The sequence below is a fragment of the Paracoccus sp. M683 genome, assembly GCF_007096355.1.
Lineage (GTDB): Bacteria > Pseudomonadota > Alphaproteobacteria > Rhodobacterales > Rhodobacteraceae > Paracoccus.
Genome location: NZ_VKDF01000010.1, coordinates 44,041 through 65,357, shown reverse-complemented (window position 1 = coordinate 65,357; position 21,317 = coordinate 44,041). Strand labels below are relative to the sequence as shown.

The 21,317-nt window shown below is 63.8% G+C and carries 22 protein-coding genes; 10 read left to right on the top strand and 12 right to left on the bottom strand.

Annotation, left to right across the window (positions count from 1 at the left end; genetic code table 11):
- The first annotated feature begins 2 nt into the window (after nt 1-2).
- The 7 genes from FNJ84_RS16565 to FNJ84_RS16535 all read left to right on the top strand — a co-directional run bounded on the left by FNJ84_RS16565 (nt 3) and on the right by FNJ84_RS16535 (nt 5,720).
- Entirely contained in the window at nt 3-953 is a 951-nt protein-coding gene (locus tag FNJ84_RS16565; RefSeq protein WP_143794418.1) for a branched-chain amino acid ABC transporter permease, read from the top strand.
- Complete coding sequence (locus FNJ84_RS16560; protein WP_143794417.1) at nt 940-1,701, top strand: ABC transporter ATP-binding protein; 762 nt, start codon at nt 940-942, stop codon at nt 1,699-1,701. Before FNJ84_RS16565 ends, FNJ84_RS16560 begins: the two co-directional genes overlap by 14 nt.
- The gene (locus FNJ84_RS16555; protein ID WP_143794416.1) at nt 1,694-2,404 is read left to right on the top strand and encodes an ABC transporter ATP-binding protein; all 711 of its coding nucleotides are present in this window, start codon (nt 1,694-1,696) and stop codon (nt 2,402-2,404) included. Before FNJ84_RS16560 ends, FNJ84_RS16555 begins: the two co-directional genes overlap by 8 nt.
- 14 nt (nt 2,405-2,418) lie before the next feature.
- Nucleotides 2,419-3,651, top strand: coding sequence for a cytochrome P450 (locus tag FNJ84_RS16550; protein ID WP_255471260.1), 1,233 nt, complete (start codon nt 2,419-2,421; stop codon nt 3,649-3,651).
- 10 nt (nt 3,652-3,661) lie between these two features.
- Entirely contained in the window at nt 3,662-3,985 is a 324-nt protein-coding gene (locus FNJ84_RS16545) for a 2Fe-2S iron-sulfur cluster-binding protein (RefSeq protein ID WP_143794415.1), read from the top strand.
- On the top strand, nt 3,982-5,160 hold the full coding sequence (locus tag FNJ84_RS16540) for an NAD(P)/FAD-dependent oxidoreductase (protein WP_143794414.1): 1,179 nt from the start codon (nt 3,982-3,984) through the stop codon (nt 5,158-5,160). Before FNJ84_RS16545 ends, FNJ84_RS16540 begins: the two co-directional genes overlap by 4 nt.
- A gap of 68 nt (nt 5,161-5,228) precedes the next feature.
- Nucleotides 5,229-5,720: a MarR family winged helix-turn-helix transcriptional regulator gene (locus tag FNJ84_RS16535; protein WP_143794413.1), complete on the top strand. Its 492-nt coding sequence runs from the start codon at nt 5,229-5,231 to the stop codon at nt 5,718-5,720.
- A gap of 26 nt (nt 5,721-5,746) precedes the next feature.
- Here the strand turns inward: FNJ84_RS16535 and FNJ84_RS16530 are convergent, their stop codons facing one another.
- From FNJ84_RS16530 to FNJ84_RS16510, 5 genes are read right to left on the bottom strand one after another with little or no spacing between them, the layout of a single operon-like run.
- Nucleotides 5,747-7,681, bottom strand: coding sequence for an aconitase family protein (locus tag FNJ84_RS16530; RefSeq protein WP_185968571.1), 1,935 nt, complete (start codon nt 7,679-7,681; stop codon nt 5,747-5,749).
- Nucleotides 7,681-8,403 (bottom strand): RraA family protein, encoded by a 723-nt coding sequence (locus FNJ84_RS16525; protein WP_143794411.1) that lies wholly within the window; start codon nt 8,401-8,403, stop codon nt 7,681-7,683. Before FNJ84_RS16525 ends, FNJ84_RS16530 begins: the two co-directional genes overlap by 1 nt.
- Nucleotides 8,403-9,707, bottom strand: coding sequence for a TRAP transporter large permease (locus FNJ84_RS16520; protein WP_143794410.1), 1,305 nt, complete (start codon nt 9,705-9,707; stop codon nt 8,403-8,405). Before FNJ84_RS16520 ends, FNJ84_RS16525 begins: the two co-directional genes overlap by 1 nt.
- A 3-nt stretch (nt 9,708-9,710) precedes the next feature.
- Complete coding sequence (locus tag FNJ84_RS16515) at nt 9,711-10,190, bottom strand: TRAP transporter small permease (protein ID WP_143794409.1); 480 nt, start codon at nt 10,188-10,190, stop codon at nt 9,711-9,713.
- A 40-nt stretch (nt 10,191-10,230) separates the two neighbouring features.
- Entirely contained in the window at nt 10,231-11,196 is a 966-nt protein-coding gene (locus tag FNJ84_RS16510; protein ID WP_143794408.1) for a TRAP transporter substrate-binding protein, read from the bottom strand.
- A 115-nt stretch (nt 11,197-11,311) separates the two neighbouring features.
- Here FNJ84_RS16510 and FNJ84_RS16505 point away from each other — a divergent pair, with 115 nt between their 5' ends.
- On the top strand, nt 11,312-12,019 hold the full coding sequence (locus tag FNJ84_RS16505; protein ID WP_185968570.1) for an FCD domain-containing protein: 708 nt from the start codon (nt 11,312-11,314) through the stop codon (nt 12,017-12,019).
- Between the two features lie 9 nt (nt 12,020-12,028).
- Here the strand turns inward: FNJ84_RS16505 and FNJ84_RS16500 are convergent, their stop codons facing one another.
- The 5 genes from FNJ84_RS16500 to FNJ84_RS16480 form a co-directional block, all read right to left on the bottom strand.
- Nucleotides 12,029-13,024, bottom strand: a complete 996-nt coding sequence (locus FNJ84_RS16500; RefSeq protein WP_143794406.1) for a cation diffusion facilitator family transporter — start codon at nt 13,022-13,024, stop codon at nt 12,029-12,031.
- 143 nt (nt 13,025-13,167) lie between these two features.
- Nucleotides 13,168-13,506, bottom strand: a complete 339-nt coding sequence (locus FNJ84_RS16495; RefSeq protein WP_143794456.1) for a helix-turn-helix transcriptional regulator — start codon at nt 13,504-13,506, stop codon at nt 13,168-13,170.
- Nucleotides 13,507-13,734: 228 nt separating this feature from the next.
- Complete coding sequence (pcaF, locus tag FNJ84_RS16490) at nt 13,735-14,934, bottom strand: 3-oxoadipyl-CoA thiolase (protein ID WP_143794405.1); 1,200 nt, start codon at nt 14,932-14,934, stop codon at nt 13,735-13,737.
- 607 nt (nt 14,935-15,541) lie between these two features.
- Entirely contained in the window at nt 15,542-16,342 is an 801-nt protein-coding gene (locus FNJ84_RS16485; protein WP_143794404.1) for a flavin reductase family protein, read from the bottom strand.
- Nucleotides 16,343-16,345: 3 nt separating this feature from the next.
- Nucleotides 16,346-16,561: a hypothetical protein gene (locus tag FNJ84_RS16480; protein WP_143794403.1), complete on the bottom strand. Its 216-nt coding sequence runs from the start codon at nt 16,559-16,561 to the stop codon at nt 16,346-16,348.
- A 36-nt stretch (nt 16,562-16,597) separates the two neighbouring features.
- Between FNJ84_RS16480 and FNJ84_RS16475 the strand changes: the two genes are divergently transcribed.
- Nucleotides 16,598-17,113 carry a hypothetical protein gene (locus FNJ84_RS16475; protein WP_143794402.1) on the top strand — a complete coding sequence of 172 codons (516 nt, stop codon included), beginning with the start codon at nt 16,598-16,600 and terminating at the stop codon, nt 17,111-17,113.
- 110 nt (nt 17,114-17,223) lie between these two features.
- Here FNJ84_RS16475 and FNJ84_RS16470 read toward each other — a convergent pair whose 3' ends face one another.
- Nucleotides 17,224-17,715 carry a RidA family protein gene (locus FNJ84_RS16470; RefSeq protein ID WP_143794401.1) on the bottom strand — a complete coding sequence of 164 codons (492 nt, stop codon included), beginning with the start codon at nt 17,713-17,715 and terminating at the stop codon, nt 17,224-17,226.
- 177 nt (nt 17,716-17,892) lie between these two features.
- Complete coding sequence (locus tag FNJ84_RS16465) at nt 17,893-19,941, bottom strand: DEAD/DEAH box helicase (protein WP_143794400.1); 2,049 nt, start codon at nt 19,939-19,941, stop codon at nt 17,893-17,895.
- 333 nt (nt 19,942-20,274) lie between these two features.
- Between FNJ84_RS16465 and FNJ84_RS16460 the strand changes: the two genes are divergently transcribed.
- Nucleotides 20,275-21,294 carry a LacI family DNA-binding transcriptional regulator gene (locus FNJ84_RS16460; protein WP_143794399.1) on the top strand — a complete coding sequence of 340 codons (1,020 nt, stop codon included), beginning with the start codon at nt 20,275-20,277 and terminating at the stop codon, nt 21,292-21,294.
- The last annotated feature ends 23 nt before the right edge of the window (nt 21,295-21,317 follow it).

Here is a 21,317-nt window from a genome sequence, read left to right as displayed (position 1 = left end):
CCATGGGTCGTTTTGTTCCCCTGATCCTTCTGGCCGTGGCAGTCGGGCTGTATTTCCTGCTGCCTTATAACCTGGCCTTTCTGACCCGTATCCTGATCATGGTGCTGTTGGTGCTGTCACTTGATCTGGTGCTTGGCTATGCCGGCATCGCGACGCTTGGACAGGCGGCGATGTATGGCGCTGGCGCCTATGCGGCGGGGCTGTTTGCCATCCATGTCTGGGCCGATCCGCTGGCCGGGCTGGTGGCCGGTGCGGTGGCTGGCGCGATTCTGGCGCTGGTATCCGGGCTGGTGATCCTGCGGGCGCAGGGGCTTACGGTCATCATGCTGACCATCGCCGTCGCACAGATCTGCGCCGAGATCGCCAACCGCGCCCGTGACATCACCGGCGGTGCGGACGGGCTGCGCGGTATTCGGATGGACCCGGTCCTTGGCCTGTTCGAGTTCGATTTTGTCGGGCAGGTCGGCTATTGGTATGCGCTGATCGTAGTCGCCGTCATCTTCTGCTTCCTGATGGTGCTGGGCCGGTCATCCTTTGGCCTGTCGCTGCGCGGCATTCATGAAAGCCCCGCACGTATGGGCGCAATCGGGGTGTCGGTCTATTGGCGCCGGGTGGCGGCCTATACCATCGGCGGCGCGATTGCCGGGATTGCGGGCGCCCTGACCGCGCAGATCACCCAGCTTGTCAGCCTTGAAACCTTTGCCTTCGTGCTGTCGGCCGAGGCACTGATCATGCTGATCCTGGGCGGCACCGGGCGTCTTTACGGCGCCGCCATCGGCACCTTCGTCTTCATGTGGGCGCATCACACGGCTGCGTCGAATGATCCGTTCAACTGGCTTTTCGTCATCGGCGCGATGGTGCTGGCGGTGGTCTTTCTGCTGCCCAAGGGGCTTATCTCGATGCCCGCCGCGCTGACGCAAATCTTCAAGGGAGGGCGCGATGCAGGGACCTGAATCCAAGGGGCTTGAAGTTCGCGGATTGTCAAAGCACTTCGGCGGGCTGACCGTGTCGGAAAATATCGACCTGGACCTGCCGCCCGGCGCACGCAAGGCGCTGATCGGCCCGAACGGGGCAGGCAAATCCACCTTCGCCAATCTGGTGACGGGAATCCTGCCCCCCAGCAGCGGCACCATCCGGTTCGACGGCGAAGATATCTCGGCGCTGAACGAACCGGCACGGGTGCGGCGGGGCATCGCCAAGACCTTCCAGATCACCACGCTGTTTCCTTCGCTCAGCGTGCGGGAAAACATCCGCATGCCGGTGATTGAACGCAAAAGGCTGGGCTATTCCATGCTGCGCGCCGCCAATGGCGATGCGGGAACCGAGGCAGAGGTGCAAACCCTGATCGACCAGTTCGAACTGGGCCCGCTGGCGGAACGCCCCGTCGACTCGCTGGCTTACGGCCAACAGCGGCTGGTGGAAATGGCCCTGACGCTGGCCCTGAAGCCGCGTGTGCTGATCCTGGATGAACCCGCCGCCGGTGTGCCCTCCAGCGAAACGCATCTGATCGTCGAGGCGATTGAGCGGCTGCCGAAAGATCTGGCCGTGCTGGTGATCGAGCATGACATGGATCTGGTTTTCCGCGTCGCCAACTCGATCATCGTGCTGGTCGCGGGACAGATCCTGACCGAGGGCACACCACAGCAGATCGCCGGGGATGCCCGCGTGCGCGAACTTTATCTGGGGGGCGCACATGGCTGAGCCGCTGCTTGAACTTTCCGCCGTCACGGCCGGCTATGGGCCGACGCATGTGCTGCGCGGTATCGACCTTTCGCTGACCAAAGGCGAGCGTCTGGCGGTCATCGGCCGCAATGGTGCGGGCAAGACAACGCTGCTTGCCACCATCATGGGGCTGACACGCCTGCATGGCGGCAAGGTGCGGCTGCACGGGCTGGAAATCGGTGCGATGGCACCCTTCCGGCGCAATGCGGCTGGTCTGGGGCTGGTGCCTCAGACCCGCGACATATTCCCCTCGCTTTCGGTGGAAGAGAACCTTCTTTCTGCGATGAGGGGCGATGCCAGTCTGGACGAGGCTTACACCCTGTTCCCCCGCCTGAAAGAACGGCGGCGCAATGGCGGCACGCAGTTGTCGGGTGGCGAACAACAGATGCTGGCCATCGCCCGAACGCTGATGACCCGCCCCGAGGTGATCTTGCTGGACGAGCCGCTTGAAGGGCTTGCCCCGGTTATCTGCGAACAACTGATGGCGGCCTTCGAGGAACTGGCCACCGACGGAACCCGCGCCGTGGTTCTGGTCGAACAGCATGTCGAGGCCGCGCTTAGCTTTGCGACCCGCGCGGTGCTGATGTCCAACGGCCAGATCGTCTTTGACGGCCCCGCCACCGAACTACGGGAAAGACCCGATCTGCTGCACCGACATGTCGGTGTCGGCATTGAGACATGACAGGAGGAAATGCCATGAACACGATGGAACTGATCGAAGGCCACAAACGCATCACTCCGGCGCCCGGTATCCCCGTCTGGGATATCGACCCCTATGGCGAAGCGATCCTGAGCGACCCGCTGGAATATTATGCCGAACTGCGGGCCAAGGGGCCGGTGGTTTATATCCCGCGCCTTTCGATCCTTGCGCTTGGGCAATATGCAACGACGCATAAGGTATTCAGTGATCACGAGAATTTCGTCTCGTCCCGCGGCGTGGGGCTGAACGACTTCGCGATTGAAAAGCCATGGCGTGCGCCCTCGATCATTCTAGAGGTGGATCCCCCCGACCATACCCGCACGCGCAAGGTCATGTCGCGCGCGCTTTCGCCCAAGATGGTGAAAGGGCTGGTCGACATGTTCGCCGCCACGGCCGAAGAACTGGTATCCAGCCTGCTGAAAAAAGACAGTTTCGACGGCGTGACCGAATTGGCCGAGACCTTCCCCGTCGCGGTCTTTCCCCGCGCGGTAGGCATGAAGGATGTGGATCAGCGCATTCTGGTCGATTACGGCGCCTGCGTGTTCAACGCCATGGGACCGGACAACCGCCTGCGTCGTTGGGCACTGGAACGCAACGCGGAAATCGCGCCGTGGATCATGGCCGCCTGTGCCCGCGACCGGCTGACCGATGACGGGCTTGGTGCGATGATCTATGACGCTGCCGACACGGGCGAGCTGGATCAGGAAGAAGCGCCGATGCTGGTGCGTTCGTTCCTGTCCGCCGGTGTTGACACGACCGTCACGGGCATCGGCAACGCGCTGTGGTGTTTCTCGCAGCACCCCGAGGAATGGCAGCGGCTGCGCGACGACCCCTCGCTGGTGCGCCCTGCGGTCGAGGAAGTGCTGCGCTTTACCTCGCCCGTCCATACCTTTGGCCGGACCGCCGGGCACGATACCGAAATCGCGGGCTTCCCGGTTGAGGAAGGCACCAAGATCATCTGTGTCCTTGGCGCCGCCAATATGGACCCCGAGAAATGGGGGGACCCCGAGGTTTTCCGCATCGACCGCCGCCCCACCGGCCACATGGCCTTTGGCGCGGGCATTCACGGCTGCGTCGGCCAGAACGTCGCGCGTGCGGAAATGGAAGCGATCCTGCATGCGCTGTCGCGCAAGGTGGCGCGGATCGAACCGGCCGGCGAAGCAGTCTGGCGGCCGAATAACGCCATTCACGCGCTGGACCAGCTGCCCCTGAAACTTATCCCCGCCTGAGGAAGAAAAAATGGTGAAACTGACCTATATCGCGGCCGATGGCGGCAGAACCGAAATTCAGGCCGAAGCCGGCGACAATGTCATGCATGCGGCCATCGCCCATGATGTCGATGGCATTGTCGGCGAATGCGGCGGCTCGATGATGTGCGCGACCTGCCATTGCTATGTCGATGACGAATGGGCTGCGCGCACCGGCGAACGCCATGACGGCGAGGATGACATGCTGGAATGCGCGGCCTCGGAACTGCGCCCGACCAGCCGCCTGTCCTGCCAGATCAAGCTGACGGATGATCTGGACGGTCTGGTCATCCATCTGCCCGAGGCCCAGATATGACGAACCGCGCGGTCATCATTGGCGCAGGTCAGGGCGGCTTTCAGGCCGCCATGAGCCTGCGGCAGGAAGGCTATGCCGGGGTGATCACGCTGATCGGGGCAGAACCCGGCTTGCCCTATCAGCGCCCGCCGCTGTCCAAGGCCTATCTGAAATCGGGCGAGGCCGACAAGCTGACCCTTCGCCCGGCCAGCTTCTTTGAAAAGAACGCCGTGGACCTTCACCATTCGACCACGGTGGATGCCATCGACCGGAAAGCGCAGGTCGTGCGGGCGGGCGGACGCGACTTCGCCTATGACCACCTGATCCTGGCCACCGGCACGCGCAATCTGAGGCCGCCCATCCCCGGCCTGGACCGCGCGCTTGATCTGCGCAGCCTTCGGGATGCCGCAAGACTGCGCGCCGAACTGGACCGCCCGCGCCGCGTGGCGGTGATAGGCGGCGGCTTTATCGGGCTGGAGTTTGCCGCCGTTGCCCGCGCGCTTGGTCATCACGTCACCGTGGCCGAGGCCGCAGAACGGTTGATGGCCCGCGTGTTGTCGCCGGAAATGTCGGCGCGCTTTCTGGACATGCATCGCAGCATGGGCACGGTCGTGCATCTTGGCCAGCCCGTGACCGAGGTGACGGCAGACGGGATCGCGCTTGCCGATGGCACCTGCATCGCCGCCGATCTTCTGTTGCTGGCAGCAGGTGTCGTGCCGAATACCGAACTGGCCCGCGATGCCGGGCTGACCGTCGAAAACGGCATCGTCGTCGATGCCATGCTGTCGACATCCGATCCCGCAATCTCGGCCCTTGGCGATTGCGCGGTGTTTCCCGATCCTCGCACGGGCCAGCCGGTGCGGCTGGAAAGCGTGCAGGCGGCGACCGATCATGCCCGCGCCATCGCCCGGCGGCTGGTGCATGGCGCGCGGGATGCCTATGCGGCGGTGCCGTGGTTCTGGTCCGATCAGTCGGATTGGAAGCTTCAGATCGCCGGGCTTGCCGGGCCGGGCGACAGCGCGCATCAGGACGAAAACGGCGCTGTCTGGCGCTTTGACGGCGAGGTGCTGACAGCGGTTGAAACCATCAACGACGCCAAAACCCATATGAAGGTTCGCCGCCTGATGGCCCAGTCCGAAGGCCAGCCAATCCTGCGATCCAGCCTTGCCGCCGAGGCGGGCGACCTGATCGCCTGATTTGCGGTCGCCCGTGACAAGGCCGGGAGAACCAATTACCAGCAGAATACAATACCCGAGGCAGAGCCATGACTGACAGGATCCCCGATGCCGCGCGCATCCACAGCCCGACGAAAACGCGCGACGGGATAACCATCCTTGATATCGAGCATTACGCCCCCTTTCTGCTGAACGCGATCAGCAATTCCTGGCAGCGCAAGACTTCGCCTGTCTATCGCGAAAGGTTTGGCATCGGCATTACCGAATGGCGCGTCATGTCGATGTTGAACATCGAGCCAGAGATCTCGGCCCATCGCATCTGCGAGGTCATCAAGATGGACAAGGCGGCGGTCAGCCGTTCGCTGAAGATCCTCGATGACCTTGGCTATCTGCGTTTTGATTCCGCGCCCAACGATCCGCGAAAACGGCGCTGGTCACTGGCCGATGAAGGGCTGCGGGTTCATAACGAGATCATGGCCGTGGCGCTGGAAAGCGAAGAGGACATGGTTCAGGGGCTGACCCCGGACCAGCTGGACAGCTTTCTGAAGACCCTGCGCCAGATTCTTGCCAACTTCGACTGAACCGGCGGGGCGCCAGTCCGTGCCGATCAGCCGGGTGTTTCCCCCTGAAGCTGCTCGAACGAACAGATCCTGCCTGCGATGGCGCTGGCGACAACCGTGGGCGGGCTGGCCAGCCAGGTCTTTCCGGGGCCGCCGCGACCGGGAAAGTTGCGGTTGATCGCAGAAATCGTCACCTGATCCGCCGTCTCGGACACACCCGGCCCACATTGCCCGCAGGATCCGCAGGCCGGGCCAAGCATCTCGGCCCCGATGGCCTCGAACGTTTCGAAATAGCCTTGTTCGCGGCAATAATCGCGAACCTGAATCGTGCCGCATTGCAGGTAAAGCTTCACGCCATCAGCCACCTTAAGCCCGTGATCCAGCGCCCATTTGGCGACAGCGTGATAATTGTCGAAATCGTCGCGCTTTCCGGCGGTGCATGACCCGCCATAGGCGATGTCAACGCGAACCTCGTGATCCAGCGATGCAAGCGCGATACCATTCCCCGGATCACCGGGCTTGGCCAGCATCGGCCCGATGCCGGAACAATCAAGTTCGATGGTCGCGGCATAGGACGCGCCGGGGTCTGATCGCATCCAGTCCTCAAGCGGGAAGTCGATGCCTCGGCGTTGTTTCAGGAAACGGACGGTTTCGGCATCGGGCGCGCAAAGCCCGGTCAGGCCGCCAAGCTCGGCCACCATATTGGTGATGGTGGTGCGCTCATCAATCGACATGGCGTCGATCACCGGCCCCGCAAACTCAAAGATCTTGCCCACGCCGCCGCCATCGCGGATGAAATCGGTGGCCAGCAGATGCAGCACGATATCCTTGGCGGTGACGCCGGGGTTGCGCCGCCCTTCCAGCCGTATCAGCAGGCTTTCGGCCATGGTCAGCCGCGCCGCGCCGGTCATGAAGGCATTGGCCATATCGGTCGTGCCCACGCCATAGGCGAATGCGCCGATCGCGCCGGAATGCGGTGTGTGGCTGTCGGTGCCAACCACGATCCGGCCGGGCAAGGCATAGCTTTCGGCCATCATCGCATGGCTGATGCCTTCGCTTCCCTCCTCGCCCAGCAGATAGCCGTGATCGGTCAGCCCGTATTCGCGGCCAAAGGTGCGATGCGCCTCGCTGATTGCGCGCACATCGGGCAGCAGCCCCAACTTGATATGCGTGGGCGAGCGGTGGGCATAGGACAGGTGATCTTCGAACAGCAGGATGTTCTGCGGCTCGAACAGGGTCAGCGGGCGGCCGTAATGGTTGTGCAGCATATGCGCCGCCATCGCCGTGTAATATTCGTGAATGAACCGGAAATCGGCGCGGACGAAACCACCCGTTCCGGGTCTCGCCTGCCAGTCCAGCCCCTCGACCTGCAAGGCAAAACGGTCGACGATCTTTTGCGCATAGGTGCGCGGGCCATCGGTCTGAATCTGCCGCAACCGGGCATCTCGCAGATAGCGATCGCCATAGGCCAACAGCCCACCCGCACGCAAAATCGCCTGCGCCAGCGGATCGCGCCCGGCAACCAGTTCATCAACCGGAATATCCTCGCCCGCCCGGATCCGGTCGACCAAGCCCATATCGGTCGAGGTGAACAGCCCGATATTATCGCAGTTCTGGCGATAGATACGCTCAAAACCCTCGGCGATGACCAGCCGGATACCGGCGGAATATTCGGCCAGCGGCGAATGTTCGCGCGACGAACCCTTGCCATAGCGCCGCCCCGCGACCAGCACCGAAAAGCTGCCATCCGCGATGGCATTTTCACCCAAGGGCTTTTCGCCGTTGATGGTCAGCCCGGTATGGGCAAAGCGCGCAAGCCGGCTGTCATAGTTCAGCATGATTTGCAGCGGCGTGATTTCGTCGGTCGAGATGTCGCCCCGCAAATCGCCGGCATCGGTCAGCGACAAATCCTCGCCCGCCAATTGCCTTTGAACCGCCTGCGGTGCCGTACCAAGGATCAGGATGCGTCCGTCGAATTTCATCACATTGCCTTTTCTGTGCCGCGCAGCCATCTGACATGGCTCATCCGGGCTGCACGTGCGGCGGCGCGCTCGGCCGGGGAAAGATGTGCGGCGCCGATGCGCAGCCGTTCCTCGCGCCGCTGCAATTCCTGACCCATTGCCAATATCTGGGGCGCTGCCTGTTGCGGAACAATGACCGTGCCGTCCCGGTCACCCAGAACAACATCGCCGGGATGGACGGTGATCGTGCCACCTTCGGGCGCGGGCATCTGCACGGGCGCGTTCCAGCCCGTCAGGCAAAAGCGGCGCGCCCCGTTCAGCGGGATCGCCCCCGCCGCCCGGATCGGCAGGCCGATCTGATCCAGCTCGCCCACATCGCGCACCAGCCCGTCGGTCACCAGCCCGGCGCAGGATACCTGCGCCAGTTCATCTGCAAGCAGCCCACCCGTGACCGCCCCCCCACGAAAGCCGCCCGTCGCCAGAACCAGAACCACATGGCCGCGCGCCAGCATCGGCAGTTGATAAAGCGGCATGGTCGCGGATGGGCCGGGCGAGATCGCGGTATTGACCTGTCGCTGCCCCTGCACGCAGACCGCCGGGGCGCAAAAGGCCACCACCGCACCGGCCCCGCCGCCGATGCCCGCGATTGCCGGGTCAAGGGTCTGGCTGTGAAACCCCGCCTCGTCTAGCACATCGCTGATCAGCGCGGTGCCAAGCTGTTTGAACGCGTCGAACATCGCCATCAGCTTTGCCTCGGTCCCATCAGCAGATCGGGCAGGAAGGTGGACAGAACCGGCACGAAGGTCAGGATCATCAGCACGACCAGCGCCACGATCAGGAACGGCATCACCGCGCGCGTGCCCTGAACGATCGAGATATTGCCAATCTGGCTTGCGATGGCCAGCACGATGCCGATGGGCGGGGTGATCAGCCCGATGCACAGGTTCACCGTCACCACCACGCCGAAATGGATCGGGTCGATGCCCAGTTGCTGACTGATCGGGAACAGCACCGGCAGCAGCATCACCTTGGCTGCGTTCACCTCCATCACCATTCCGATGAACAAAAGCAGGATATTGACGAGGATCAGGAAGGCGACGGGCGTGGAGACGAACCCCTGCAACCATGCGCCAAAGCTTTCGGGCGCATGCACCCATGCCAGCATCCATGCAAATAACGACGCACCGGCAAGGATGATCATCACCGCAGCCGTCAGCCGCATGGCCGATGTCAGCGACGCGATCACGACCTTCCAGCTAAGCTCTCGATAGATCAGCCCCGAAACCAGCATGGCATAGACGACAAGCACCACGGATGCCTCGGTCACGGTGAACAGCGCCGACAGGATGCCGCCCAGCAACAGCGCCGGTGTGACCAGCGCCGGAAAGGCGATGACGAACTTGCCCCAGATGGTGCTGAACGATGCCGGCGGCTGCGTCGGATAGCGGTTGCGCCGCGCGATGGCCCAGGCCGCGACGATCAGCGCCAGCCCCCACAGCAATCCGGGGATCAACCCGGCAAGGAACATCCGCATGACCGACTGATCGGTGATATAGGCATAGACGATCCAGGCAATCGAGGGCGGGATCAGCGGCGAGATCGGCGAGGATGCCGCCGTGATGCCCACCGAATAACCGGCCGGATAACCGGCTTTCTTCATTTCGGGGATGAAGGTGCCGCCGATGGCTGCCGTATCCGCGACGGCCGATCCCGAAATACCGCCGAACATCAGCGAACTCAGGACATTCGAAATCGCCAGCCCGCCGGTAAATCGCCCGACAAGCGCATTGCCAAAGTCGATCAGCCGGGCCGAGATGCCGCCATTCGACATGATCGCGCCGGCAAACAGAAAGGCGGGGATCGCCATCAGCGAAAAGCTGTCCATCCCCGCGAACAGCCGCTGTGGCGCGATGACGGGGTTGGCGCCGCCATGGGCAAAGATCGCCGCGAACGAACCCGCGATGATCGACAGCGCCAGCGGCACGCCGATCAGGATGCAAAAGGTGATCACCCCGGTCAGGATCAGCGCAATGATTGCCAGTTCCATCTCTCAGCCCTCGCGCCCAGACTGGCCGTTCAGACGCCCAAGCACCAGAACCAGCGCCATCAGCGCGGCCCCCACCGGGATCGCCAGATAAGGCAGCGACATCTTGATCGGCAACCCGGTAGAGCTTTGCCGCGCGCCGATGCCAACCAGCGTCCAGCCATACCAGGCGATCAGGCCGCAAACCGTCAGCGAGATCGCGTCGCGCAGCCAGCCAAGCGCGATCTGCACACGCGGGGGCAAGATGCCGACGAATGTGTCGATCTGGATATGCTCGTTCTTCTCCATCAGGATGGCAGAGCCAAGCATGGTGACGGCCACAAGAAGATAGCGCCCCAGTTCCTCGGCCCACATGGTCGGCGCGCCCAGGACAAAGCGCGCCAGGACCTGCATCCCGATGACGGCAAGCATCGCGACAAGCAGCAGATTGGCGGTCAGCCCAAGGCCGCATATCAGGCCACGGGTCAGCCGTTGAAGGACTTGCATGGCAATGTTCCTTTGCTGGCCGGAAAAACCGGCGACCTTGCTATTCGACGGCCTGAATCTTCTCGACCCAGGGCTTCAGATCGGGGAACTGATCGGCGACGGCAGCCGCCTTTTCGCGGAAGGGCGCCAGATCGGGCTGGATGATCGTGACCCCGAACGAAGCCAGCTTTTCCTTGTCCGCCGCATCCTGCGCCTGTTCCTGCTGGGCGCCCCAGTTCATCGCCTTGCGGCCTTCGTCCAGAATGATCTGCTGCTCGGCTTCGCTGAGGCTGGAAAACCGCGCCTCGTCAAAGATCAGCGTATAGGCGCCATAAACGTGATCGGTCATGATGACATAATCGGCGGCCTCGTAATATTTCGACCGCAGATGCGCCGACAGCGGGTTTTCCACCGCGTCGATAATGCCCGATTGCAACCCGCTATAGACCTCGTTCGAGGACATGGGCGTCGGGCTGGCGCCAAGCGTGGCCCATGTTGCCGCGAAGATGTCGATATTCGGCACGCGGATCTTCAGCCCGGCCAGATCATCGACCGTATTGATCGCGCGGACCGATGCCATTTCGCGCGCCCCGCGCATCCCCGCGCCTACCAGACGAAAACCGGTGCGGTCGGTGATTTCGGCAAGCAGCTCTTCGCCCACGGGGCCGTTGAATACCTTGCCGAAATGATCGGCGTCGCGGAACAGATAGGGATAGCTTTCGATGGCCGCGATCTGATCATAGGTGTTCAGCGACGCCACCACCGTCATCACGATGTCATTCGTGCCGATGGTCAGCGCCTCCAGCGTTTCGCGCGGGGTGCCGGTGGAACCCGACAGCGCCAGTTGCACCTCGATCTCGCCGGCTGACGCCTCGGCCACGCCATCGGCAAAACGCTGCGCCGCCTGCCCCCAGACCGTCTGCGGCGTCTCGACCGAGGCAAGCTGAAGTGTCGTCTTGGCCATGACCGGCGCCGCAGATGCAGCCAGTGCCAGCAGGATCGCAGTGCCCGTGCGTGCAAATTGCATGTCTTTCCCTCCCTGAAGCTGATTCCTCCCATCAGCTGTCTACCTATTATACCAAATGAAAGGTAGATGCAACGACAGGATCGGTCTAAGCTGGTCCCGACGAAGGAGAGCAGCGATGTTGAACGCCGAACCGGTCCGAAAAAGGCGGCTATATGAAGAGGTGGTCGAACAGATCGAAGCGGCGATCGTGGATGGCAGCCTGAAGCCGGGCGACTTCCTGCCAGCTGAACGTGACCTGTGCGAACGGTTCGAGGTCAGCCGCACCGCCATCCGCGAGGCGTTGTTTGCCTTGCAGACCAGCGGGCTGATCGAATTGGTGAATGGCCGCCGCGCGCGGGTGGTCGAACCCACGGCCGAACGCCTGATCGAGGAACTCAGCGGGCCGGCGCGTTTCGTGCTGTCCCGCCCCGAGAGGCTGCGCCAATTGCAAGAGGCGCGGATGCTGTTCGAGGCCTTTCTGGCCCGTGTCGCGGCACGATCAGCCACAGCCGATCAGATCGCGACCATCGAGGCCGCGCTGGACGCCAATGGCAAGACCATCGGCGATCCCGAGGCTTTTGTCAGAACGAACATGGATTTCCATCTGGCCATCGCAAAGGTCAGCCAGAACGTCTTTGTCGATTCCCTGCACACCGCCGTTCAGGCCTGGCTGGCCGAACATCGCCGCGTCGCGGTGCAGCAGCAAGGCTCGGCCGAGCGGGCCTTTGCGCGCCATGTCGAAATCCTCGATGCGATACGCGCCGGCGACCCCGAAAAGGCCGAGGCCGCGATGACCGCCCATTTGCAGGAATCCATCGACGCCTATTGGGCCGTGATGGAATAGCGCAGCGGTTCAGTGGCTGTGCCCGACATGACCTGATTGCGGCGCGGGCTGTCCAAGGCTGCAAGCCTCGGTTCCGGTCCAGTCGATGCCCACCGTCGGATGTTCGATCTTGAACACCGATTGCAGCATCTGTTCGGCGCGCGTGATCACCGCCCGCAGATCGGCCCCTGCGGCGGGCCGTATCTTCAGCGTCGCCAGCGCCCGGCCCGAGGTGATCTGCCAGACATGAACATGGCTGACATCCTCTACCCCCGGAATTTCGGCTTTCAGGCGCTGAATCACCACCTGGGCATCGGCATCGCGGGGCGCGCCTTCCAGCAGGATATGCAGCGTGTTCTTCAGCAGGCCCCACGCGCTGCGCAGGATCAGCAGCGACACAAAAACCGACAGGATCGGGTCGATCGGGGTCCAGCCCGTATACCAGATCACGATGGCCGCAGTGATCGCCCCCACTGATCCCAGCAGATCGCCCATGACATGCAGGACTGCGCCCTTGATGTTGACATGCTCGGTATCGCCGCGCGTCAGGAACCACAAAACGAACAGGTTCACCACCATGCCGATGACGGCAACCACGAACATCGAGCCGGCCAGAACCGGCTGCGGTTCGCGAAACCGTTCGATGGCTTCATAAAGGATGAAACCCACGACGCCGAACAGTGTCAGCGCGTTGACAAGCCCGGCGATCACCTCGAACCGGGCATAGCCGAAGCTGCGCCTGCCATCGGCCGCCCTGCGGCCAAGCCTGAAGGCAACATAGGCAAGGCCAAGCGCCAAGGCGTCGGTCAGCATGTGACCGGCATCCGCCAGAAGCGCCAGCGAGCCAGAGATGATACCGCCAGCCACCTCGACCAGCATGAAGCCGAAAATGATGAAGAACGAGATCAGGATCTTGCGTTCATTTTCCCCGGTCACGGTCGGGACATGTGAATGATTGTGATCATGGTCATGGTCATGGTCATGACCGGCATGTGTGGAATGATCATGCTGCTGCGACTGTGTCATGCTGTGTTCCGATTCGATTAATGCAATAGTTGAATAGCTGTTCAACTGTTGCATTGTCAAGAACGGGAAACCGGGCATCCGACCAGGCAAAATCACCCGACAGCCACCACTGCCAGGGATGCGAAAAGGTGACCGCGCGGCTTTCAGTCGGCCGGATGGTCCTCGGTGATATGGCTGGCCATGTCTTGCAGCATATGGCTGATATGCTCGTCCGCGACCTCATAGAAGATCTGCCTGGACTGTCGCACGCCCTTCAGCAGCCTGGCGGCACGCAGCAACCGCAGATGGTGGCTGACCAGCGAGACCGACAGATCCAGCCGCTGCGCGATGTCGCTGACGGCAATCGGTCTTTCAAGGCAACACAGCACGATGCGCAACCGCGACGGATCGCCCAGCAGGCGAAAGGTCTCGGCCAGAACGGTCACGTCAGTCTGGGTCAGCGAACCGGACCGGTCATGATCCGACCCCATCTTGGCATCCATCACGCATACTTTCGCTGTCAGGGCAGGTCACAAAGCCTATCAAGACGCCCGGATGATCACAACATCCCGCCGCCCGCCGCATCGCCGGGTGCATTGCCGGCACCCCCCGGTCGGCAATGACGGCGGCGGCGGCGGGTTTTCGGCGGAGCGATCCGTATGTCGGCCATGGCGATGACCAGATCACCTTTTGCCACACATCGCGACCGCCTCGGCCTGCCCTGGCGGTATTCAGACCCGTTCCAAAGCGATGGCGATGCCCTGCCCGACGCCAATGCACATGGTCGACAGCGACCTTCTGCCGCCGGTCAGGGCCAGTTCCAGCGCCGCCGTTCCAGTGATCCGCGCCCCCGACATGCCAAGCGGGTGGCCAAGCGCGATGGCGCCGCCATTGCGGTTCACGCGCGGGTCATCATCCGCGATACCCAGTTGGCGCAGTGATGCCAGACCCTGCGCCGCAAAGGCCTCGTTCAGTTCGATCACGTCGAAATCAGCCTGTTCCAACCCCAGACGCGCCATCAGCTTTTGCGAGGCGGGCACCGGACCGATGCCCATCACACGCGGCTGGACCCCGGCCGCTGCGCCGCCCAGAACACGGGCGATCGGGGTCAGCCCGTATCGCCGCGCCGCCGATTCCGAGGCCAGGATCAGCGCCGCCGCCCCATCATTCACACCCGAGGCATTGCCCGCCGTGACCGAACCATCGGGGAACAGCGGCCGCAACCTGGCCAGCGCCTCGGCAGTCGTCTCGCGTGGATGTTCGTCGTGTTCCACAACCAGCGGGTCGCCCTTGCGCTGCGGAATGCTGACCGGGGTGATTTCCCGCGCCAGCCGGCCACTGGCCTGCGCCGCGGCCGCCTTTTGCTGCGAGGCCAGCGCCATCGCGTCCTGCGCCTGACGCGGGATGGCGTAATCGTCGGCGACGTTCTGGCCAGTCTGCGGCATCGAATCCGTGCCATAGGCCGCCTGCATCGCCGGGTTCACGAACCGCCAGCCGATGGTGGTGTCAAAGATCTCGGCATTGCGGGAAAAGGCGCTGTCGGCCTTGGGCATGACAAAGGGGGCGCGGCTCATGGACTCGACGCCGCCGGCGATCATCAGATCGGCCTCGCCAGCCTTGATCGCGCGGGCGGCTGCCAGAACCGCATCCATCCCCGATCCGCACAGCCGGTTGATGGTCGTGCCCGGAACCGTCACGGGCAACCCCGCCAGCAACAGCGACATGCGGGCAACGTTGCGGTTATCCTCGCCGGCCTGATTGGCGCAGCCGAAGATCACGTCATCGACGTCCGCCCAGTCCACCTGGGCGTTCCGCGCCATCAGCGCCCGCAATGGCACTGCGCCCAGGTCATCGGGCCGGACCGCCGAAAGCCCGCCGCCATAACGCCCGATGGGCGTGCGGATATAGTCGCAGATATAGGCTTCGCTCATGCGTATCTCACCTTCTGGATGTCGCCTTGATTCACGTTCGGGCCAGAATGACGCCTGCGCCCCGTCATGGCAATTTCGCCGGGACAGCCGGCTGACTTGCCCCACAGCCGCCGCCGCGTATCGGCCCAGCCCGCCAGCGCGGGAAACCATAACCGTGGATCAGGGCCAGTTCCATGTCGCAAGGCCGGGTGGCGGCCCCGTCCTGAATGTCGTTATCTTCCAATGGCCATCCCACAATGCGGACCCGCCGCGAAAACGGACAGCCGAAATCCGCCGCCAAAGGCCAGCAATCCGGCTTTATCGCGGCAGTGTCATGCAGGAAAGGCCGCGAAGAATGGCCAGGAAACGCGGATAAGACCTGCATCAATCGCAGGACGGGCTTGGGCCGCTGGCGGTATAAAGGCAGGAAACTTGCCGCATGCCTGATGCGGGCCGGCGCAAAGATCGCGCTGCCTGACCGCTCGATCGCCATTGGCGACGACTTCCGGGCGGCGCTGAAGGTAGCCGGGACCTGCGTGTCCGCTGCACGAAACCGACATTCGCAACGGCGGTCAGATCTGCGATGCCATTGGCGCGGCGGCCATGTGGTCTGCCGCACCGCCCCGCATCATGCGCCGTCACCGGCTTGCAGGCTGCGGATCTCGGCGCCGAAATTCACCAATGGATTGGCCCCTGTCCGGCTGGCCGCATGACGGATCAGACCGACGAACAGCCGATGCGTGCCCAGGCGCCAGTTATGGACGATGTCGCACTCCATCGACGCCACCGCATCCTGCAACACCGGAATGTCGCCATAGCCCGCCGCCCAGGATCCGCCGGCGAATCGCGCGTTGCCCTGCGGCTGCGACAGAACCGTCTGGACCAGCCGGGCATGTTCATGACCCAGAATATTGGCCACGAATTTCTGCGTTTCCAGCAGGTGACCCGCCATCGGCGATTTCTCGTTGATGAAGAACCCGACCATCGGCGGATCGGCTGAAATCGAGGTCAGGCTGGACACGATCAGCGCCGCCGGTTCGCCCCCGCCAAGGGTGGTGATGGCGGCGATACCTGCCGGCAAGGCCCGCATCGCTGCCTTGAAATCGTCGTGCGAGACCATCTCGCGGTTCTCGACCCATGTCAGATGGGCGCGAACCATGCCTTCGCCATTGACCCAACCCGCCTTGGCGGCATAGGCCAGCATGCCGCCAAAGCCGGCTTCCCAGTCCGCTTCGCCGGCATGGCCGGACAGAAAGCGCAGGATCTGGGGACAAAGCCAGACATGCTGGTCGCCGTCGCGGTGGCCGATCCGGGCGATCGCGGGATCCAGCCGGCCGTTGATCTGGGGATCAATCAGAACGTCCAGCCGGCGAAAATCGACCGGCTCGATCAATGTGATCGCCCCCGAAAGCCCTAGATACAGCCGCATCGCTCAGGCCGCTTGCTTCTGGGCCAGTTCCTTGCGAACCGCCGGAATGATCCGGTCACCCCACAATTCGATCTGGCGCGGCATCGTCTTTTGATCGAAATCGCGCAACTGGGTTTGCAGCGCGATCTGCTTGGGCTTCAGGATCGAGATTTCCTCAAGCAGCTTGCCGATCACCAGCTTGACCGAGCCGACCGGCAGATTGGCCCTCGGCTGTTCCATGGCCGGTTCGGTATTGGACGGAGTTTCCCTGACCATATGGCCGTCATCAGACTGTGCGCGGCATTTCAGGCTTTCGGAAATGCGGCGCTGAAAGCGGACATTGTCCAGACAGCGGCCAATCTCGGCCTGATTGTCCGATGCATAGCCACAACACTGGGAACCAAAATGAACATCCTTGTCCAGGTTCTTGCCCTCTCCCTCGGCGACCTGTTCCATCCGCACGCGCAAGTTGCGGATGACATCATTGCCGTTCAGCAGCGACGTCACGAACAGATTATGCCCGTCGCGCAGATCGCGGGCAAGCGCCTTGGGATTGCCCCGACCGATCCACAGCCACGGCGGGGGGATACAGCGACAGGATGCAGACGGCTGCTGGACGACCATGCCGTGACAAAGACCACCTTAAGGGAAGGCATCCATGCCACCTTTCTAAATACGCCGATCATCCTGGCAAATATCCGCACGATGCTGGATGCCATGATCGAACAGACCTCGGGCCGGCGGCGTCGCTTTGATATCTGGCGGCAGCCGCTGACCGCCGCGCGGCCGTGATCTGGTCGCCTGCCATTTGTTTTCTCGTGGGATGGCAGGCGCGGTCTCGGTGGGGCTAGGCCGCCCGGCCCGGCCGCTGCCGTGTCGCCGCTGCCGTGTCGCCGGTGGCATCAGGGCCGAACGGCGGTCACCTCCAGCTCGACCAGCCAGCCCGGATTGACCAGCGCATCCACCACCATGGCCGAGCGCACAGGCAGGTTTGGCTGATCCTCGGTGCCGAAGAACTGCGAATAGCCGGCCATGAAGCCCTGAAAATCCACGGCGCCACCCTCGGGTGCCACCAGGAAAGCCTGCATCTTGACGACGTCACCGACGGTCAGGCCCATCCCCTCCAGCTGTTCCTTGATGCGGTTCATCACCGAGACGGTCTGCTCTTCCATCGAGCCGAATGCCTCGACGCTGTTTTCCGGCGCATCAGCGTTCAGAACCGCCGGCACCGTGCCGCTGAGGTAAACGGTGGTCTTGCCCGCCGGCACCTCGACCGCCTGAAGGATCGGGAAATCCGAATCCGGGATCGGGTGGCGCGTGACGTCCTGCGCCAGCGCAGGCGCGGCGGTCAGCACAAGCGCGGTCAGGACGGCAAAGGGTTTCAAGACGGTCATGGATTGGCTCCTGATTGGAAAACACAAGGGCGACGGGCGCAGGTGCCCATCCGCCAGAATGATCTGACATGCCCCGCCAACGCCTGCCACGCGGGCAGGTTCCCGGTCAGAACCAATCCTTCTGGTAGAAAGCGCTGCTGCCGGCTAAACCGGCAGGAACAGCCCACCGAACAGATCCTAGCCCCGGCCCTTCGGGCGACGCGGCGGGGCGTTGCCCGCATCGGCACGCCTGACGACGCCCTGCCTGCCCTTGGGTTTGCCGACCGGCTTGCCGCCCGGCTTCCCGCCCGGCTTGCCAGCGAGCTTGAACCCCGCCGGTTTGCCACCCGGCTTGCCACTGGCCTTGCCCTTGGGCTTGAAGGCTGCCGGCTTGGCATCCTCGCGGGGCGATGCACTGGCCGCCTTGCTTTTGGCGGCCTTCTGCGCCGCGCTCCAACGGGGTTTTGCGCGGGGTGCCGCCGGTTCTGTGACATCCGGTGCAGCCGCCAGATCCGGCGCCCAGGCGCGCGCGGGCCTTGGTGCAGGCACCGATGCCGGGGCTGCGGGCAAATCGCTGGCAGCCTTGCTTGCCACGTCCGACTTGCGGGTTCTGGGAGACTTGTCACCGGCGGGTTTCCGGTGCGGCCTGGGCGCGGCCGGCCGGTCAAAGGACGGCTCGCCCGCCATCCGGGTCATCATCAGGCCGGGCTCGATCTCGACCGCCTCGCCAAAGCGCGGGGCCTCGGCCGTGGCAATCTGGACATAGCTTTCATGTTCGCGCACCCGGATCGCACCAATGGCGTCGCGGGTGATGCCGCCAGCCTCGCAGATCTTGGGCAGCAGCCAGCGCGCCTCGGCCCGGCCGGTATGGCCAACCGAAAGCGAGAACCAGACCGAGCCGCCGAATTCGCGCGGCGCACGCGGCGCGGCGGCCAAAGGTGGCGGCGTATCGGTCAGTTCCTCGGGCGGGGGGCGGCCTTCGCGCCACAGCTGGACAAAGGCGGCCGCAATCTGTTCGGGTCCGACACGGGCCAGCAGGTCATGGGCGACGGTCATATCCTCTAGCCCCGTGGTCAGGGCCGGATGATCCAGCATCCGCAGATCGTCCTGCGCGCCGACTTCTTCGGCCGAGGGCGCCTTGCCCCAATCGGCCACCACCTTGGCGCCCTGCAACAGGCGCTGCGCCTTCTTGTAATCGGATGGCGTCACGATCAGCGCCGAAACGCCCTTGGCCCCGGCCCGGCCGGTCCGGCCCGAGCGGTGCAGCAGCGTTTCGGAATTGGTCGGCAGATCAGCATGGATCACCAGTTCCAGCCCCGGCAGGTCAATGCCGCGCGCCGCCACATCGGTGGCAATACAGACGCGCGCCCGCCCGTCTCGCAGGGCTTGCAGCGCATGGGTGCGTTCCTGCTGCGACAGCTCGCCCGACAGCGCCACCACGCGAAAGCCGCGATTGCCCATCCGCGCCAGCAGGTGATTGACATTGGCGCGGGTCTTGCAAAAGACGATGGCCGTGCGCGCCTCATAGAACCGCAGCAGGTTGAAGATGGCGTTCTCGCGGTCGCGCATCGCCACCGATAGCGCGCGATAGGCGATGTCGCCATGCTGGCGCGCCTCGCCCATGGCGGCAACGCGCAGCGCATCACGCTGGAAATCCTTCGCCAGCTTCTCGATCGCCGGCGGCACCGTGGCGGAAAACATCAGCGTGCGGCGATCCTCGGGCGCGGATTGCAGGATGAATTCCAGATCCTCACGGAAACCCAGATCCAGCATCTCGTCGGCCTCGTCCAGCACGGCGACACGCAGGGCGGACAGGTCAAGGCTGCCGCGTTCGATATGGTCGCGCAGCCGGCCCGGCGTGCCGACCACGATCTGCGCCCCGCGATCCAGCGCCCGCCGTTCGGTGCGATAGTCCATGCCACCGACACAGGTGACGATGCGCGCGCCGGTCGCGGCATACAGCCAGCTGAGCTCGGCCGCGACCTGCAAGGCCAGTTCCCGCGTCGGCGCAATGGCAAGGGCCAGCGGCGCGGTATCGGTGGGCAGATGCTCGCCCCCGTCCAGCAGATCGGGTGCGGCGGCGATGCCAAAGGCCACGGTCTTGCCCGATCCGGTCTGCGCCGAGACCAGCAGGTCACGCCCCCGCGCCTCGGGGTTCAGCACCGCCTGCTGCACCGAGGTCAGCGTGGCATAGCCCCGTTCGGCCAGCGCGGCCGCCAGCGGCGCGGCAATCTCGTTCTGGGTCATTGGTTCTGCCTGAACTGGGGCCTTGGCCCGTGTTGGTGGCCCGTTCCTGGCATCTGCGGGTGTTCACCCGCCTGCATGTCTGGATCAGCCGATCCGCTGCCATATCGTCAGGCGGCGGCAGAGTCAAAGGCGCATTGCCGCAACAGGCGGTCATTCGCGGCACTTTGCCAGGACGGGCGGCGGCAGCACGCCGGCTGTTCACGGCGCCTGTCGATCACAGATTCGGCCGCCTGCGCAAGAATCGTTTACAAAACGTCAATTCTAGGATTACTTCAGTCTAGTAAACCCATTTACTAAACCGATTCACAAACTTTGACGGGTGAAATCTGGCTTATGGCAAATCTTCAGGACGTGGCCACGGCAGCGAATGTCTCGAAAACGACGGTTTCGCGCTACCTGAACGGTTCGCTGGAACTGCCGACCCGCACGGCCGAGGCCATCGACACCGCCATCCGCCGGCTGAACTATGTCCCCAACCCCCATGCCCGGCGGCTAAGCCTGGGGCGATCGGATACAATCGCGCTGGTCGTGCCCGAAATCTCGACCCCGTTCTTCGCCGGCTTCGTCGCCGCCGTCGAGGCGGATGCCGACCGGCGGGGCCTGTCGCTTGCGCTGCATGCCACGCTGAACCGGCCCGACCGCGAGATGACCTATCTCGATCATATCCGTCAGGGCCATGCCGACGGGCTGATCTTCATCACCAATCACGCCGGCAGCCCCGCGCTGGCGGCCAAGATCAATGCGACCGCGCGTTGTGTCGTGGTGGACGAGGACGTTCCCGGCGCCAATGTCCCGAAACTGTTTTGCGACAACGATCACGGCGGCTGTCTGGCCGGCCGACATCTGGCGCAGGCCGGACATCGACATGCGCTGTTCATCGGCGGCGTCGATCAGATGATCAGCGGGGCGCGGCGCTTTGCCGGTTTTGCCCGCGGCCTGCGCGAGATCGCCGGCCCCGCCGCCCGGATCGAGCGGTTCAGCGGTGCCTATACCGTCGAGGCCGGACGCGAGGCCGCGCGTGCCTTCATCGCCCGTGACCCCGCCGACCGGCCGACGGCGATCTTCGCCACCTCGGACGAGCTGGTCATCGGGCTTTACGAAATTCTGCGCGGGACCGGCCTTTCGGTGCCGCGCGATGTGTCAGTCGTGGGCTTTGACGATGTCGGCCCGCTGCATCTTTTCGCACCGGCGGTGACAGCGGTGCGGCAACCGGTTTGGGATCTGGGAAAGCGCGCCTTGCAGCTTTTGCTGGATACCGACCCGGCCGAGCAGGGCAAGCTTCCGCAAGAGGAGCTGCTTGCTGTCACCCTGATCGAACGGGCCTCGGTCGCCCCGCCGATCCTTACCACCTGACCCAACATCAACAGTGAGGAAAT